The sequence below is a fragment of the Mycobacterium sp. WUMAC-067 genome (genome assembly GCF_020217485.1).
Lineage (GTDB): Bacteria > Actinomycetota > Actinomycetes > Mycobacteriales > Mycobacteriaceae > Mycobacterium.
In genome coordinates this window covers 1-14,591 of sequence record NZ_JAEKMI010000075.1, presented here as the reverse complement: position 1 = coordinate 14,591, position 14,591 = coordinate 1, and the positions used below count along the sequence as shown (strand labels likewise).

At 62.9% G+C, this 14,591-nt stretch carries 12 protein-coding genes; 7 read left to right on the top strand and 5 right to left on the bottom strand.

Annotation, left to right across the window (positions count from 1 at the left end):
* Positions 1–211 (top strand): hypothetical protein (locus JF781_RS26100; RefSeq protein WP_225330677.1); only part of this gene is annotated, 211 nt, incomplete at its 5' end.
* Positions 212–420: 209 nt separating this feature from the next.
* On the opposite strand, the gene JF781_RS26095 is transcribed toward JF781_RS26100, so the two are convergent.
* The gene (locus JF781_RS26095) at positions 421–1,134 is read right to left on the bottom strand and encodes a hypothetical protein (protein WP_071288177.1); all 714 of its coding nucleotides are present in this window, start codon (positions 1,132–1,134) and stop codon (positions 421–423) included.
* Between the two features lie 60 nt (positions 1,135–1,194).
* On the opposite strand from JF781_RS26095, the gene JF781_RS26090 reads away from it, so the two are divergent.
* The gene (locus tag JF781_RS26090; RefSeq protein WP_071288178.1) at positions 1,195–1,452 is read left to right on the top strand and encodes a helix-turn-helix domain-containing protein; all 258 of its coding nucleotides are present in this window, start codon (positions 1,195–1,197) and stop codon (positions 1,450–1,452) included.
* Positions 1,453–1,521: 69 nt separating this feature from the next.
* On the opposite strand, the gene JF781_RS26085 is transcribed toward JF781_RS26090, so the two are convergent.
* The 4 genes from JF781_RS26085 to JF781_RS26070 form a co-directional block, all read right to left on the bottom strand.
* On the bottom strand, positions 1,522–2,091 hold the full coding sequence (locus JF781_RS26085) for a hypothetical protein (protein WP_071288179.1): 570 nt from the start codon (positions 2,089–2,091) through the stop codon (positions 1,522–1,524).
* Positions 2,084–4,753 (bottom strand): tyrosine-type recombinase/integrase, encoded by a 2,670-nt coding sequence (locus JF781_RS26080; protein WP_110797337.1) that lies wholly within the window; start codon positions 4,751–4,753, stop codon positions 2,084–2,086. Before JF781_RS26080 ends, JF781_RS26085 begins: the two co-directional genes overlap by 8 nt.
* 12 nt (positions 4,754–4,765) lie before the next feature.
* The gene (locus JF781_RS26075) at positions 4,766–5,953 is read right to left on the bottom strand and encodes a tyrosine-type recombinase/integrase (protein WP_225341329.1); all 1,188 of its coding nucleotides are present in this window, start codon (positions 5,951–5,953) and stop codon (positions 4,766–4,768) included.
* A 776-nt stretch (positions 5,954–6,729) separates the two neighbouring features.
* The gene (locus JF781_RS26070; RefSeq protein ID WP_157894438.1) at positions 6,730–7,641 is read right to left on the bottom strand and encodes an alpha/beta fold hydrolase; all 912 of its coding nucleotides are present in this window, start codon (positions 7,639–7,641) and stop codon (positions 6,730–6,732) included.
* Positions 7,642–8,353: 712 nt separating this feature from the next.
* On the opposite strand from JF781_RS26070, the gene JF781_RS26065 reads away from it, so the two are divergent.
* The 5 genes from JF781_RS26065 to JF781_RS26045 all read left to right on the top strand — a co-directional run bounded on the left by JF781_RS26065 (position 8,354) and on the right by JF781_RS26045 (position 14,479).
* Positions 8,354–9,016, top strand: a complete 663-nt coding sequence (locus JF781_RS26065) for an MFS transporter (RefSeq protein ID WP_225330546.1) — start codon at positions 8,354–8,356, stop codon at positions 9,014–9,016.
* A 62-nt stretch (positions 9,017–9,078) separates the two neighbouring features.
* A protein-coding gene (locus JF781_RS26060; protein ID WP_225341328.1) for an IS3 family transposase occupies positions 9,079–10,175 on the top strand; the annotation gives its coding sequence in 2 pieces (ribosomal slippage) (positions 9,079–9,346 and positions 9,346–10,175; 1,098 coding nt in all).
* Between the two features lie 94 nt (positions 10,176–10,269).
* Positions 10,270–11,442: a site-specific integrase gene (locus JF781_RS26055; protein ID WP_033710464.1), complete on the top strand. Its 1,173-nt coding sequence runs from the start codon at positions 10,270–10,272 to the stop codon at positions 11,440–11,442.
* Complete coding sequence (locus tag JF781_RS28645) at positions 11,439–13,931, top strand: tyrosine-type recombinase/integrase (protein WP_141244865.1); 2,493 nt, start codon at positions 11,439–11,441, stop codon at positions 13,929–13,931. The genes JF781_RS26055 and JF781_RS28645 overlap by 4 nt, the downstream gene beginning before the upstream one ends.
* Positions 13,928–14,479 (top strand): DUF6262 family protein, encoded by a 552-nt coding sequence (locus JF781_RS26045; protein WP_080711234.1) that lies wholly within the window; start codon positions 13,928–13,930, stop codon positions 14,477–14,479. Before JF781_RS28645 ends, JF781_RS26045 begins: the two co-directional genes overlap by 4 nt.
* Positions 14,480–14,591: the final 112 nt, after the last annotated feature.

Genomic DNA, 14,591 nt, shown 5'->3' with positions numbered 1-14,591 from the left:
CCGATACATGGAGCCCGCTCAGCTTGGCCAGCCGAGTCGGGGACATTCCCTGCATCAGGCCATCGCGAATCGCGTGATGGAGGTCGCCGACCGTCCGACTGACGGACAGCCGCTGCCGCTCAGCCCATGTTTCGGACGTCTTTCAAGCTGCGGTTCTCCGGCGAAGGCGTCAGCGGCCACGATCTGCGAAGTGATACTGCCGGCATCGTGATTGGCGGCGTGACCGAAGTCGTTGAGGCAAGCTTGGGGCAGCCAGTCGCCGGAACAAAATTCAACTAGTTGAACATTTTGATAGCCGGTGCCACACTAGATGCGGCGGGGTGTGGTTCATCACCAGTGCCGGCCCCTCGGGGCCTGGCTTTTACTCACGAACAACAGCGCTTAGTGCGACGCGAGGCACCCCGCCCCAAAGTGTTCTCGTTACTCACCGCCGCCATCAGCCGAACGGGGCTGAAGCCCCACCTCTTCGGCCCATCGCCGACGGTCCGCGCGCGTCTGAAGCCAACGCTCGCTGACCTCCTGGCCGATACGATGCCGCTGATCCGACAACTTTTCGTACAGTTCGGACTGCGATGCAGCAACGATGTCTAGGTGCATGCGATATTGATCGCGTTCATGGCGGTTCGCATGCGTATAGCAATGCGCCCCAAAGGACCCCGTTCCGAGGTAGACCGCACGCGACACGCATTGGGCGCCAGTGGCGCGAACCGCGCTCTGGCATTGGGGCCTGGGGCCGGTGAAATTCTGCATACGGTCGGCCGGGGGCAGTTGCCAGAGCGCGCGTTCGATCCGATCGCCCACCGACCGCTCAGGCAGGACTCTGGTAGCGCCACCCCGGACCGCGGCGCCGTGCCGGGCGAATATCGCCCTTGGCCGCGACCAGTCCGCGCCCCACCGGGCGTCGAGAGCAGCTCCCTGGTGCACCAGGCTTGCGGCGGCGTGCGCGTTCTGCACGCCACCCTCCGCAACGTCGAGATCATTCTCCAGCTCGTCGAAATTCATATCCGCATGGCCGGACAACGCCTGCAGCACGAGCCGGCATTCCATCAGTCGGATACGCATTTCATCGAGCAGTTCTAGCGCCGGACCTGACACATTCTCGGCCGGCTCAGGCGGGTATGACGTAGCAAACACCGGAGCAATATACAACTAGTTGTACAGACTTTTGGCGCCGCCACCTAGTGACTAGGGTGCGTGCCCACAAACCCCCTCCACCACGAACCCGAGCGAGCCGCGCAGTGGGCAGCAACCCGAACTACAGTCGGGGCCCGCATCCGATCACTGCGCCTCGAGCGCGGGCTGACCCAAGAGGAGGTCGCGCTTACCTCCGGCGTCGCCCGGCACATTTTGGTCCAAGTAGAACGCGGACAGCGAGGGTTGCTCTATGAACGGCTTGTCGACATTGCCGCGGCCCTCGCAGTGCCTGCGAGCTCCCTACTCGAGGACCTCTAGTCCCGGCGGCAGGATGAGTTCAAGTCGGCATCGGCTGTTCGACACTCGCTCGATCCGTTGCGGCGCAAGCTAACTCGGTGGTTTGATCACTGAGAGATTGCGTTCTTGCTCGCGCCTGACATTGGCACGCGAAGCCTGTAAGGAGCGTTGAGCCACAACGAGTTCGCTTCGGACTGAGGTGATCTGGCGATTGAGCGCGTCGATCTGGCTCCGGAGCCGATCATTCTCCTCCGCGAGATGATTGCCTTCGGGGTCAAAGAGCTGCCCGGTCACGTCGCTGATCTGGGCGTCCTGCTGGCGCACCGTTGCGCGTAGTTCTTTGACACGGGCTTCAGCGTTGAGTGCGCGCTCCCTCCACGAGGAAACCTCGGCTTCGTCGTGCGCCGCGAAGCGTGTCCGCGTAGTCATTTGGGACGTATCTCGGGCGGTGAGAACAAGTTTGGTGAGTGCCGGGCGTTTTTTGTCGTAGATGAAGGTCTTTCCCACGTCAGCTCGCCGACAGACTTCCTCGACAGTGAAGGGCAGTCCGGTCTTGACGAGCTTCGTGACCGCACGGCGAACGCGATTCTCGCATTCCAGAGTGCGCCGATTGCGGCTTTCGATGGCCTCGACAGGGCGACGGCGTTCGGTTTCAGTCACCAGCTTTCCTGTCCGTTTGGTCGTCCTTGGATACGGCTGTCGTTTCTTGGAGGCCATCGAGTTGCCATCCTGTCGAGAACAGCGGATGAAAGAAGTCCTGTCTGGGGCTGCGTAGGTCCAGTTTCTCAGCGGCTTCGAGCAGCCCGAGCTCTTCGAGCGCATTTCGTAGCCTGGCCAGCACCCTTTCCCAGGGCTTCCATTCGCTGAGGATGTAGTCGCGCGCATCTTCTGAGGGTGCACCTTCGGCGAAGTGATATGCGGCGTCGCGCTTGCGTTCCCAGTACGCCAAGTCAGCGCCTGTCAGGACGAAGTGTGGGCACGGGCCGTTGGGTCCGCTGCTGCAGTTTTTCGATACAGGGCATGCACTTCCACCGACGACAGGTCCATAGCGACACAGCCCGTGCTCCACCGGGATCACGGTCAAATCAATGCGGCCAGCGACGGCCGCTTCACTCCCCAAGCCGCTGGCAGCGACCGGCGTCATGAGCACCTTCCCGGGCGACTCCATCCCCGGACCTGCTGTCCATACTTGACGTAGGTGGCGGATGACGGTGTCATCGTTGTATCGCGCGTAGTGCGCTAAGGCCTCTTCAGAGAAGTGACCCAGTATCTGCCGGACCAGCGCTGGCGGTGCACCATTGTCGAGCAGCGCTGTCGCCATGGTGGATCGGGTGCGATGCGTGGTAATACCTTTCAAGCCGAGCTTTTCAATCCAGTCCGCCAGCTTCCTCTGCAAGACGCTCGATGAAACCGGGAGTCGAAGGTCAGGGTTGGTCGTAGGGCCCGGGAATAGCGGCATCGTGCGATCCCACTCGGCTTCCAGGGCGGCGCGCTGACGTTTGTTGAGGCTCGCAAGGTCGGCGGCGTAGCGCCTACGCAGTTTTGCCCGGGTGACTTCTTGCCGCCTAAGCAGCCGCTGATACACGGGATAATGGCAGGGCATCCCGTAATCGAGGACATTCGCCTTGGTGATGTCGCGCCATAGATATGGTTGTGCTTCGCCGATCATGCCGATGCACCCGAGGCGCAGGTATATGGTCTCGCTGATCCGCCCACCTTGGAATGCGTGGGTCAGCCAGATATCGACGAGGCCCACGTCGTTCACGTCCGACTCATCCAGCAGTTTCAGCGACGCATCGCTGATGAGGAGCCTGAAGTCGTCATCACTGATGGGACGGGGTTTCGGGCGTTCTTCCGGCGCCGAGTAGCGCGGGAACGCGAGAACAAATGAGTCCGTTGGCCCGAGGTTGCGGGCGCGTCCGAACACGAGAACAGCGTGCATGGCGTTGGGGCTCGTCTTGTAGACCAACTCGACCAATGGCTTCGGAACTGGACTATTGAAGGTGCGGTTCTCGGCTACTGGGACTTGCTCGCGGTACCACATATCCCAGAGGTCTTTGAACGCGCGGGCATCGGAAGCATGTAGCAGTTCGGGATCATTGCCGTGATCTTCACGTAACTGCCACAATGCTTTTGAGAGTAGGTGGATGCTCCGAACCCGACGGTTGATTGTGCCAGAGGTCGGTTGAGGTGATTCTGTCGCCGCGTACTCGAGATTCTCCCAGAGCAAGTCACGAAGCCAGCGTTGCGAAATGCCGGTCAGATCCCAGACCATGCGTCTGTCCGAAGGGCTATTCGCGCTCTTAAACTGCTTAGCTCCAACGATCGCTGGATCGAACCAACCGGCGTATTTTGCGTCCTGTCTCGTTAGTGTCAGACCGCGCGCGGCGATGGGGAGGTCAGCCCAAATCCGCCGGACATCCGCCGCCTTGTACTTGGAGACGTGCTCCGCAAGCATGGGGTCATTGAGCGTCTGAACGCCTTCGGAAGCAAGTACGTCGACGACCACCTGGATGTGACGAGGTCTCCAATGCCCCCTTCGGGCCGTGCTGTCGTGCCGATGGATGGCGTACCGAATCTCACGTTGAAGCCTCAGCGGCAGATGATCCACCCACACGTCTCCGCGGTTCTCCGGCAGTTGCATGCGCTTGCTACGCGGCTCCATCGCCGCCCATTCGGTCCACAATGCCTCATCAGGACTGAGGTTATTGTCACGCAAGTAGCTACGCCAGACTTGATAGTGGGATTTACAGACTCGCACTTGGCCAGGGCCACGGAAATTGAACAACGGGCCGTCATGAACGCAGTCCGGTATTGCACATCTCGGCAGCGGTGGAAACGGTGTTTGCGCGCGCAAACATGCTTCCTCGGTTTCACCGCGCCGTTTGGCTTTCCAAAGGATTCGGTTGTGCGCCATACACAGTCCAGTGATCAGCGCCTCTCGATTGGGACCGCAAATCCGGCAATCATCGAGCCGGTAACGCGCCCACCCTCTTAAGATGCATGGGCTCGGCGTCGCCTGCTTGGCGAACTCTTCGATGGTCAGCTTCGAAGACAACGCCTTGAACTCATGGTCGTGCGTGCTGCACAAAAACTTGATGTTGGAGCCCGCGAGCTCACCGTTGCAATCGGGGACCTGGCACGCCCAACCATAGGTTCGGTGATCCCCGGGGAACACGATCGGGTCGCTCAGCAGCCATGGCGGAAATGCTTGACTGACCGCTTCGTATCGTTGGTCGAACGACAACGATACGATGCCTGGCTCTGACGAGACTGCTGCAATCGTGGAGTGGCCCGTTCGCGCACTGACAGTCGAATCCATCAGCGCGGCCGCCTACACGTCGTCGATGGCATCGTCGTCCTTGCGAGTGGATTGTTCCGGGAAGGCCTTCCATGCCTCGTTGAGATACTTCATCGTGTGTCTGTTTGCGCTGCGGCCGTACAGTCCGGTGACCTGCTCGGCATGCGCCCAGCCGAACTCCTGGGCCACCAATTCAGCATTGAAATCGCTTGCAGCATAGAGATTCGCCGCGGCACGGTGACGAAAAGCATGGGGAGTGACGTAGCTGTTCAAGTCAGCTCGACCGCACGCCCTGCGGAGCATCTTGCGAACGCCGCCGGTGGTCAGTGCGGCCCCTGCGGTCGATCCCTTGATGTGGACCAGGATCTGTTCGTGGTCAGCGAGGTGCTGGATGGGGTGGTACTCGTCCAGAAGATATGTGTAGAAACTTGTGATCATCGATTCGCTCACGGCCCGAATGACGCCGTCGATGACGTGGCCATCGGGGCTGATCCGAAACTCGTGATATGCCTTGGCACGGGCATGATTCGGGTTGTCATCTCGCCCGACGATATGCACATGAGGATCTTTCCGCTGGCCGCACGGGTGATCGTAAACAAGATGGAGATCGGGAAAGCGCAAGCCACAGAGCCCACCCACGCGAACACCGGAGTCAACGAGCCATGTCACGATCATGGCGTCACGGGCCGAGGTCAACACCCCAGGTTCGAATAATGCGGCGACGCACTGCTCCGGTAGGAAGCGGGGGCGACCGGGCCCTTTCGGTGGGGCCAGCGGGTTCTTGGCGACAGAACTTGTGCGACGCCGCGATTTCCCCTGCGTACCCGAAAACCAATCCACAACAGTATGATTCGTTCTTGACGTCGTCAGATAGAAGGCCTTCACGATGGTCGCAACGTTGCCGGCGGCCGACGTACCTATCGGCGGCCTGTCTCTCCACACAACCCCGAAAACACCCGCACCCTGACCCGTCAGTGCGTTCATGTAACGACGCAAGTCGTCGACAGTGACCGAGTCGACGGTCAAGTGATTCGTATCAAGCCAGTTGAGGTGATCAACGAGACCATAGGCGTAGGTCTGCTGACTCGACTCTCTGTACTGTTTGAGGACTTCGACTGACGACCGGTGCAATTCGCCGCCCGCCGAAAAGATCCAGTACGACACGCGGCCACCGGGATGAACGACCCGGCGCACCCTGTATGGCTTCACACTCGACGTCAACGCACCCTCCCAGGGCTGACGCGAACAGTTGCGAACGCCAGTGAATCACGCGTTCGCGAAACGCCCAGGAAGGCTCGCCGCGAACGTCGAAAACGGGCTACCGGAGGAAGCTAAAGGCGCGTATCACGACCTGTGGCAGGTTGAGGCGTCCTTCCGCATGACCAAGTCCGATCTGAAGGCCCGGCCAGTGTGAGCCCCGCCCGGCACCGATCTCAGACCCAGAACCGGCCGCAGCCGAGGGCTTCCACGATGGGGACCGCTTCTTCCTCCGCCCCCTCTGGCGGGGCCAGCCAGTGGCCCGTGGAAGGGGGAGCGGAATCAGGGGTAGAATCCACCCCGCGGGAGGACCGCCATGCCCCAATGCGGGCCGCCCTGCGGCTGTCGCCCGCCGAAGGATCCCGCGCTTGTGCGTCATCCGGCGCCTGCGCCGGGCCGGCCCGGCGCGCTGAGCGCAACCGGCACACCAGCCCGGGCAACAATTCCCTCAACCGGGTTCGTCCGGGGAGGACGGAGCCACGGGCGCCGCGATCTCTTTCACGGGCACATCACGCCCAGCCGAAAACCGCCGCTGTCTTCGGCCCCTCTCCCAGAGCCCACCGTGGTCGCCGGAAACCGGACACGAACAGGGGGGCCACTTCAAGAGATACAGGCCAGTTTGTCCGCGATCGCGGTGTTCGACTCGCACGCCGAAGCCAGCAGCACGATCTGGGCGCGCTGCGCCAATCCGGCACGGACTCGAAGACCCCGTCAAGCGGGATAGTTCCCCAGGATCACCATCAACGACGCGTCGCATAGCTGGCGCTGCGACGGCCTGCGTAGTCCGCCAGGATTCGAACGAAGTCCTCGGTTCGCTCCGCGAAGACGTTGTGGCCCGCGGTTCCCAGGATGTGCAGGCTCGTGGTCTCCGAGACGAGGGCGAGCTTCTGGTAGAAGGCGATGCCCAGGTCAACCGGCGCCGAGCGATCGTCGCGGCCCCAGACGACTTCGACGGGAATATTGACCTCGCCGGCGAAGAGGCGAGCGCGGATGTCGTCCTTCGCCGCCTGAAGACTCGGCTCCCAGTATTTCTTCTCAACCATCGGGTAGGTCTTGAGGGCGTTCTGGTGGTTCTCCTTGACGTACTTAGCGGCGGCCGCATTGATTTGTTCCTGCGGCACCGGGGTCACGTACAGCGCACGGAAGTAGGCTCCGCAGATCTCCTCCGGAGACGCGTCCGCCGGAAGCGAACGCGTGATCGCGTCGTAGAACTCAACGTCGCGGAACTTAGCGTCGGTGCCAGCGAGCGTCGCGCTCGACACGATGAAGAGACCTTTGGTCGACTCCGGCATGTCAAGAGCGAGCTTGCTCGCCAGCAGGCCACCGCGCGAGTGCCCGACCAGAATCATGTCCTCGAGTCCCAGAGCGTCGATGAAGCCCCTGGCGTGCTTGACCACCGCATCGAACGTCCACTCGGCATGCGTCGGCGCGAGGTCAGTCTCTCCCTGCCCCAGCTTGTCGAAGGTCACGACGCGGAAGCCCTTGTCGACCAGAGGAGCGATGACGGGAGCCCAACCATCCCCGCCGCCCGGCATGCTCATACCCGAGTGGCCACCGTGGATCAGGAGGATGACCGGACCCTCGCCCTGATCGATATAGCGCGTCCTGATTCCGCCGACGGATATGTAGTTCACGGACAGGTCTGTGTTCAACTCAAGCCTCCTGATCAAAGCAACTGGCTCGCCTATGGGGCGAGTATCTGCCATTTCTGTCACACAGAGAAGCCTTCTGTCAAGAGGGATCCGTGATTCAACGCCGGTGACAAGTTGAACGCCCGCGATCGCCGTCGACATCCCGGTCGTCGGTTGACGCTCGTTGTGCGCCAGCTGCTGATGGGGCCCGCCGAGCCCATCCCGATTGGTACGCCTTGGTTGACGTGAATACACGCCGATACAACAGCAACCACAACCGGCTGGCTGCCAGGCGCCATACCAACATCCGTGCGCCTACTCGACATTGGCTCTCCACGGCTCCACTGGGCCGCCTGGCCAGCGTCAACGCGATCGAGTAGGCGGGCGACCGCCACGAGCTGCGAAGCCCGGATTGAGCGGAACCATTGACGAACGACGAGCGAGTGGATAGCACCCATCAGAGTCACTCTCTGCCTAACAGAGGGCAGTGGCCCACAGGCCATCATGCTCCAACTGGAATGCAGCGCCAGGTCAATCTCCCCCAGGAAGAGAGATTGACCTTCGACGTGAAAATGCTCTCGAGCGAGACAAAAAGCTTCTGCGACGCGACATGCCGTCGCGTGTTCGACACAACTTCGCTTCAAGTGGTCGGATGCATCAGTGATCGCGAATTAGACACATGGAGAAGTTCGACATTCTCACCCTCCGCCTATTAGAGAAGGAAGACTGACCAATGAAACAAACACTGTCCAAATTCGAGTCTGAGTCGGTACGTACCCACTCTCGCCGTGCCGCCATCGCCGCCGCAGCCGGTAATGTCTTGGAGGGTTATGACATCGGGATTTATGGCTATTCGGCGGTTATCCTCGCCAAGCTCTTCTTTTCTGACAACGGAACCGGCGCGTTGATCTTAACCTTTGCCGTCTTCGCCTCCGGCTACCTCACGAAGCCACTGGGCGCCGTGCTGTTTGGCCACATTGGAGACCGTTACGGCCGGCGCTTGGCTCTCGTTACTTCAGTCCTGCTCATCGGTATTTGCACGGTACTTATTGGTGTGCTGCCAACCCAGGCCTCCATCGGAATTTCTGCGCCTATCCTACTTACAATTCTCCGCCTGCTCCAGGGCATCGCAGCTGGAGGCGAATCATCTGGCTCGGCCATCTTTATGGTTGAGTCGGCCCCGCCCGCGCACCGCGGCCTCTACGGAAGCTGGCAGCAGGTAAGTACAGCTGGAGGTCTATTGCTTAGCTCGGGAGCGATTGGTGTCCTGTCAGCCGTATTCACTCAGGAAGAAATTTTCGTTTGGGCATGGAGGATCCCCTTCCTTCTCGCCATATTCACAACTCTCGGAGCCCTGTGGCTGCGCCTCGGAGTCGAGGTGGTGTGTTCCCGCTGAATGAGTCCGACCAGTTTTAGAGTCCTGTGGCCCGATGTCGGGCCAGAAGGGACGATGAACACATGGCTGGTCGGAAGCGGAATTCCGCGGAGGACATCGTGCGCAAGCTGCGCCGGGCAGATGAGTTGGCTGCCGAAGGTAAGACCGGTGAGGAGATCGCCGCCGAGCTGCAGGTCTCGCCGGCGACGCTGTACAACTGGCGGCGCACGTACGGCGGCATGGACACCGACGCCGCCAAGGAACTCAAGGAGCTGCGCGATCAGAACGCCCGCCTCAAGCGGCTGCTGGCCGACGCCGAACTTGAGAAGGACGCCCTGCGGGAGGTCGCTAAGGGAAAATTCTGAGCCCAGCTGCCAAGCGCCGCGCCGTGGACATGCTCAAGGAGACCTTGGGCATGTCGGAACGGTTGGCGTGCAAAGCTGTTGGGCTGGCCCGCTCTACCTACCGTCGCCTGCCGTTGGCGCAGACTCCGACCGATCCGGATGCCGACATGAGGGCTTGGCTGCGCGGCTACGCCACCAAACACCCGTGCCACGGGTTTCGGCGTGCTTGGGCGGCGTTGCGCTACGACGAGCGCCGTGAGGTCAATAAGAAGAAGATCCACCGGCTCTGGCGCGAAGAAGGCCTACAGGTCAAGGTCGTCTCGCCCCGCAAGCGGGCCGGGGTGTCCTCAGTGCCGCCGATCCTCGCCGATGCGCCGAAGGTGGTGTGGGCGATCGACTTCCAGTTCGACTCCACCATCGACGGTAAGGCCATCAAGATCGCGTCGATGATCGACGAGCACACCCGCGAATCGCTACTGAATGTGGTGGAGCGCTCGATCACTGGCGAGCGGCTGGTCGAGGAACTCACGAAGGTGTTCGCCGCTCGTGGCGGCCCACCGAAGGTGCTTCGGATGGACAATGGACCGGAGATGGTTTCTCAAGCGCTGCAACGGTTCTGCGAAAACAAGACCGGAATGGTGTACATCCCGCCGGGTTGCCCGTGGGACAACGGCTACATCGAATCGTTCAACAACCGACTCCGGAAGGAATGCCTCAACCGCAACTACTGGAACACGCTGTTCGAGGCCCGCGTGGTCATCGGCGACTTCAAGCACGAACACAACCATCGACACCGTTTTCTGGGGTTAGCTGCCCTGTTGTGTGACGTTGCGTAAACCGGCGACACGGCCCGGTTCTGCAACAGATCTCCCGGGGTGTGGTGCTCGTGGCTGGTAGTGGTAAAGCTGCCTGCTGCGAGAGGAGATCAGGGTGCGGGCGTTTCTGGTGAGGTTGCCGTCCGGGGCGAGGTACTGGACGGTGCTGGATGAGGATTTGGCGGTGGTGGCCGAAGCGGATGCGTTCTTGCGGCATGTCCGATTCGGCCGTGACGGTTCGGAGTTGACCACAAGGTCATATGCGGGCGCCATCGCATTGTTTCTGCGCTGGTGTGTTCGCACCGGCCGGCATTGGCATGACGGGGTGGCGGCGCTGGGGCTGTTCATCACCTGGCTGCGTCACGCGGGGCCGCAGTCCAGCGGTGTCGAGGTCGTGGCGGGTGGGCAGGTGCTGGCTGGTCCGGGCGTTGAGCCGGTGCGTGGGGCGCGGCGGATCAACGGTGTGCTGACCGCGGTGCGGGGCTTCGTCGCTCACGCGGTGGCATCCGGTCAGGCGCCTGGCGAGCTGATGCCGTTGATCTATGAGCTGGCCGACGAGCGTGACCTGCCCGCGCAGGCCCGCGGTGAGGAACATCGGATGGCCTGGCGGATGCGGGCGCGGCATCGGTTGCACGAGCCAGAGGCGATGGTGGACCGGGCCAGCGATGCCGAGATCGTGGCGCTGCTGCGGGCCTGCCAGTCGGCGCGGGACAGGCTGATCGTGCTGTTGATGGCCAGGGCCGGGCTGCGGCGCGGCGAGTTGTGTGGCCTACGGCGCTCGGACGTTCACCTGTTGGCCGACTCACGTCTGCTGGGCTGTGAAATCCCGCGAGCGCACCTGCATGTGGTGCGGCGGGAGAATCCGAACGGCGCGTGGGCCAAATCGCGTCGCCAACGCGTGGTGCCGCTGGATTTTCTGGCGGTTCAGCTGTTCGATGTCTACGAGTTCGAGCGGTTTGCGGTGCCGCGGGCGGCTGAGTCGGATTTGTTGTTGGTCAACCTGTTTCGCGAGCCGATCGGCGCACCGATGCGCCCGGATACGATTAATGAATTGATCACCGCCTGCGCGCGGCGGGCCAGAATCGAGCATATGACGCCGCATCGGCTGCGGCATGCGTTCGGCAGTAACCTTGCCGACGCCGGTGCCGGTCTGGACGAGATCGCCGCCCTGCTGGGGCATGCGGCGATGAGTTCGTCGCAGGTCTATCTGCATCCCGACCCGGCCCGGTTGCGTGAGGCCGTCGACCGGGTCCGCAGTCCCCGCGAGCTTGCCGGGACGGACGGGTGAGCGCCGTGACGATGCCGACGGCTGCGATCGTCGCCGGCAGAGTGCACGTGTTCGCCGATCCAGCAGGAATCGACCGGCACGCTGCGTCGATCACCGTGGTGATCGATCCCGCGTTCCTCGCCGAAGCCGGCTGGGACGCGGCGCGAAAGGTGCTGTCGTTCGCACCGGAGCATCCGCTGCTGGGACGCCCGGTCTGCCGCGCGTCGGGCTGTTTGACATCCGCGCCGGCAGCGACGCGGATCTGCGCCTCGTGCCGGCGTCGGCTTGCCGAACACGGGCTCGGTGACGACGAGATCGCCTCGCTTCCGCCGCGGGGTCGCGAACGAATGGGGCGCGGGCCGGATGCTTGTGTCGTCGACGGTTGTCGACGCGAGTGGGAATCGGCGAGTTCCGGGCTGTGTCACGCCCACGCAGAACAGCTGCGCGCCTTGCCGGTTGCCGATGTCGACGAGTTCCGTGCTCACCGGCAAACCAGGCCGCTTCCGCCGTGTCCGCCGTGCGCGGTGGCCGCCTGCACTCGCCAGCGGCGCCATCCCGACGGTCTGTACTGTGAGGCGCACCAGCAGCGGCTGCGCACCGTCCGCGCACGTGACCCACATTTAGATGAAATCGTCTGGCGGGCAACCGAACCAGCGATCGGTCGCGGCGGCGAGGTTAGTCTGCGGGGCCTGACGCCGCTGGTGGTCGCTGAATTGCTGGTGGGCTTGCAGCAGCGCTGCCGGATCAACGCGGTCAAGACCGACGAGGCCGTGCTGCGCGCGTTCTGTAACGACTTGCTGGGCCAGCAGGTGGGGTCGATCGCCGACTATGTCATCGGTGACGGCCGGGGCCTGGAGTTCACCGGGCTGGTCAACTGCCTGATCGGTCATGCTCGGCGCGCCTTGTCGAGCCCGGAAACCGAAGTCGCCCAGGACGAATGGGACCTGGCGGTGTTTGGGCATCACGGCACGGTGTCGTTTACCGGCATCAGCCAGTCCTGGCTGCGGGAGGCCGCCAAGCGGTGGGCCGCCGATGACCTGCCGAAACGACGTGTCCGAGCCGGGCGGCGCACCAGCGCCGGCCTGGCCGTGCGCCACTACATCGGCTGCCTGGTGCGGTTGTCAGAGTCGCTGCGCATGCGCGAGGACCGCGGCGAACACCCAGCGGCGTTGGGACGCACCGATATGGAGGCGTTCCTGCACCGGCTGGCCTACCTTGAATCGGTCGGTCAGATCAGTGGCGATGCCCGGATCCGGGCCTGCCGCGAGGTTCGTGCCGTGCTCACCCGCATCCGGGCGATGGGGCTGACGCGGCCCGGCGGCATCGCCGCCGGGCTGGGCGAGGACTTTGTGATTGGGCAGGCGGACGTGCCTGTCGAACCCGAACCGGGCGAACCCAACCGGGACCTGCCGCCGGAAATCATGAAGCAGTTATGCGAACACCTGGATGAACTGACCTCATCAGAGATGCGCACCGCGGTCGAGTTGGCCATCGACACCGGCCGCCGTCCCGAAGAGATCTGCGAGCTGGACTTCGACTGCCTGACCCGAGACGACGACGGACAGCCCGTGCTGATCTACGACAACCATAAGGCCAACCGGCTCGCACGACGCCTGCCGATCAGCGAGCAGACCGCCGCCGTAATACTCGCCCAGCAGCAACAAGTCCGGAACCGCTACCCAAACACTCCGATCGGCGAGCTCAAGCTGCTGCCCACCGACCGGCGCAACCCCGGCGGACGCCGCGCGATCACCGGCTTTTCTCTCGCGTTCGCCCACCGCACCTGGGTCGACCGACTGCCGGTGCTGCGCAACGCCGATGGTGTCGAATATGACAAGAGCAAGGTGGTGCTCTACGCCTACCGGCACAGTTACGCCCAACGCCACGCTGACGCCGGCGTCCCCATCGAGGTGTTGCGTGAGCTGATGTCGCACCGCAAACTCGACACCACCAGCTGCTACTACCGCATCGGCGAAACCCGCCGCCGTGAAGCCGTCGATCGCGTCACCGCGATGCAGTTCGACCGGCATGGCAACCGCATCTGGCGGCAAGCCCAAGCATTGTTGGACTCCGAACACGCCCGTCGCGCCGTCGGCGAGGTCGCGGTTCCATTCGGTGTCTGCGCCGAACCGTCCAACGTCAAGGCCGGCGGCGGTGCCTGTCCGTTCCGGTTCCGCTGCGCTGGATGCGACCACTTCCGCACCGACGTCTCCTATCTGCCCGACCTGCGCGCCTACCTCGACGACCTGCTGCGCACCCGGGAACGCCTGCTCGCCACCACCGACCTCGATGACTGGGCCCGCGTCGAGGCGATGCCCTCCGAGGAGGAAATCCGCCGCATCCGCCGCCTGATCGACCAGATCAGAAACGGGCTCGGCGAACTCGAACCCGAACAGCGACAACAACTTCAACAAGCCGTCACCGTCGTGCGCCGACACCGCAGCGTCATGCTCGGCATGCCTCGCACCCGCCAAATCCTGCCCGACCTGCGCCCAGAGAGAACCCCATGACCACCAACACCACCCATGCCCTCGACGCGATGATCGACGGACGACGAGCCGACTCCACCAGACGCCGCCAACGCGTCCTTTCCGCCCTCGAGGTCGCCATCAAAGACGGCGCAGAACTCAGCGCCACCAGCATCGCTCAACGCGCCGGAGTCGACCGCACCTTCCTATACCGCCACCGCGACCTGCTCGAACGCATCCACGCCGCTGCAACCCAGCCACCAGACAAATCCGAGATCGGTCACCAGGTCACCCGTGCCTCACTGCAGGCCGACTTGCTCGCCGCCCAGCACCGCTGCACCCGCATGGCCGCACGCACCCAACAACTCGAGATCCGTCTGTCTGAACTGCTCGGCGAACAAGCATGGCGCGCAAGCGGACTCGGCGCGCCAACCGACATCGAGCAACTTCAGCAACGCATCGTCACGCTCGAACAACAAATCGTCGAGCTACGGCTGCAACTCGAAGAACGCGACCAAGACCTCACCGCCGCCCGCGCCGCCAACCGCGAACTTATGGCCCAGCTCAACCTCTCCCAGCCGACCGGCTGACAAATGAGTCCTTGCACCACACCTGTTGCGCACCATATTCTTCAGCAGCCAGCCGCGCGAACTGCGGAAACACCGGGACACTACCGCGACTCAGGCCGCGAGCCCAAGAGAA

What these genes read in the sequence shown, in the direction of transcription:
- JF781_RS26080 (WP_110797337.1), bottom strand. Translation starts at nt 4,753, where the DNA reads ATGGATTCGACTGTCAGTGCGCGAACGGGCCACTCCACGATTGCAGCA.
- JF781_RS26065 (WP_225330546.1), top strand. Translation starts at nt 8,354, where the DNA reads ATGAAACAAACACTGTCCAAATTCGAGTCTGAGTCGGTACGTACCCAC.
- JF781_RS26045 (WP_080711234.1), top strand. Translation starts at nt 13,928, where the DNA reads ATGACCACCAACACCACCCATGCCCTCGACGCGATGATCGACGGACGA.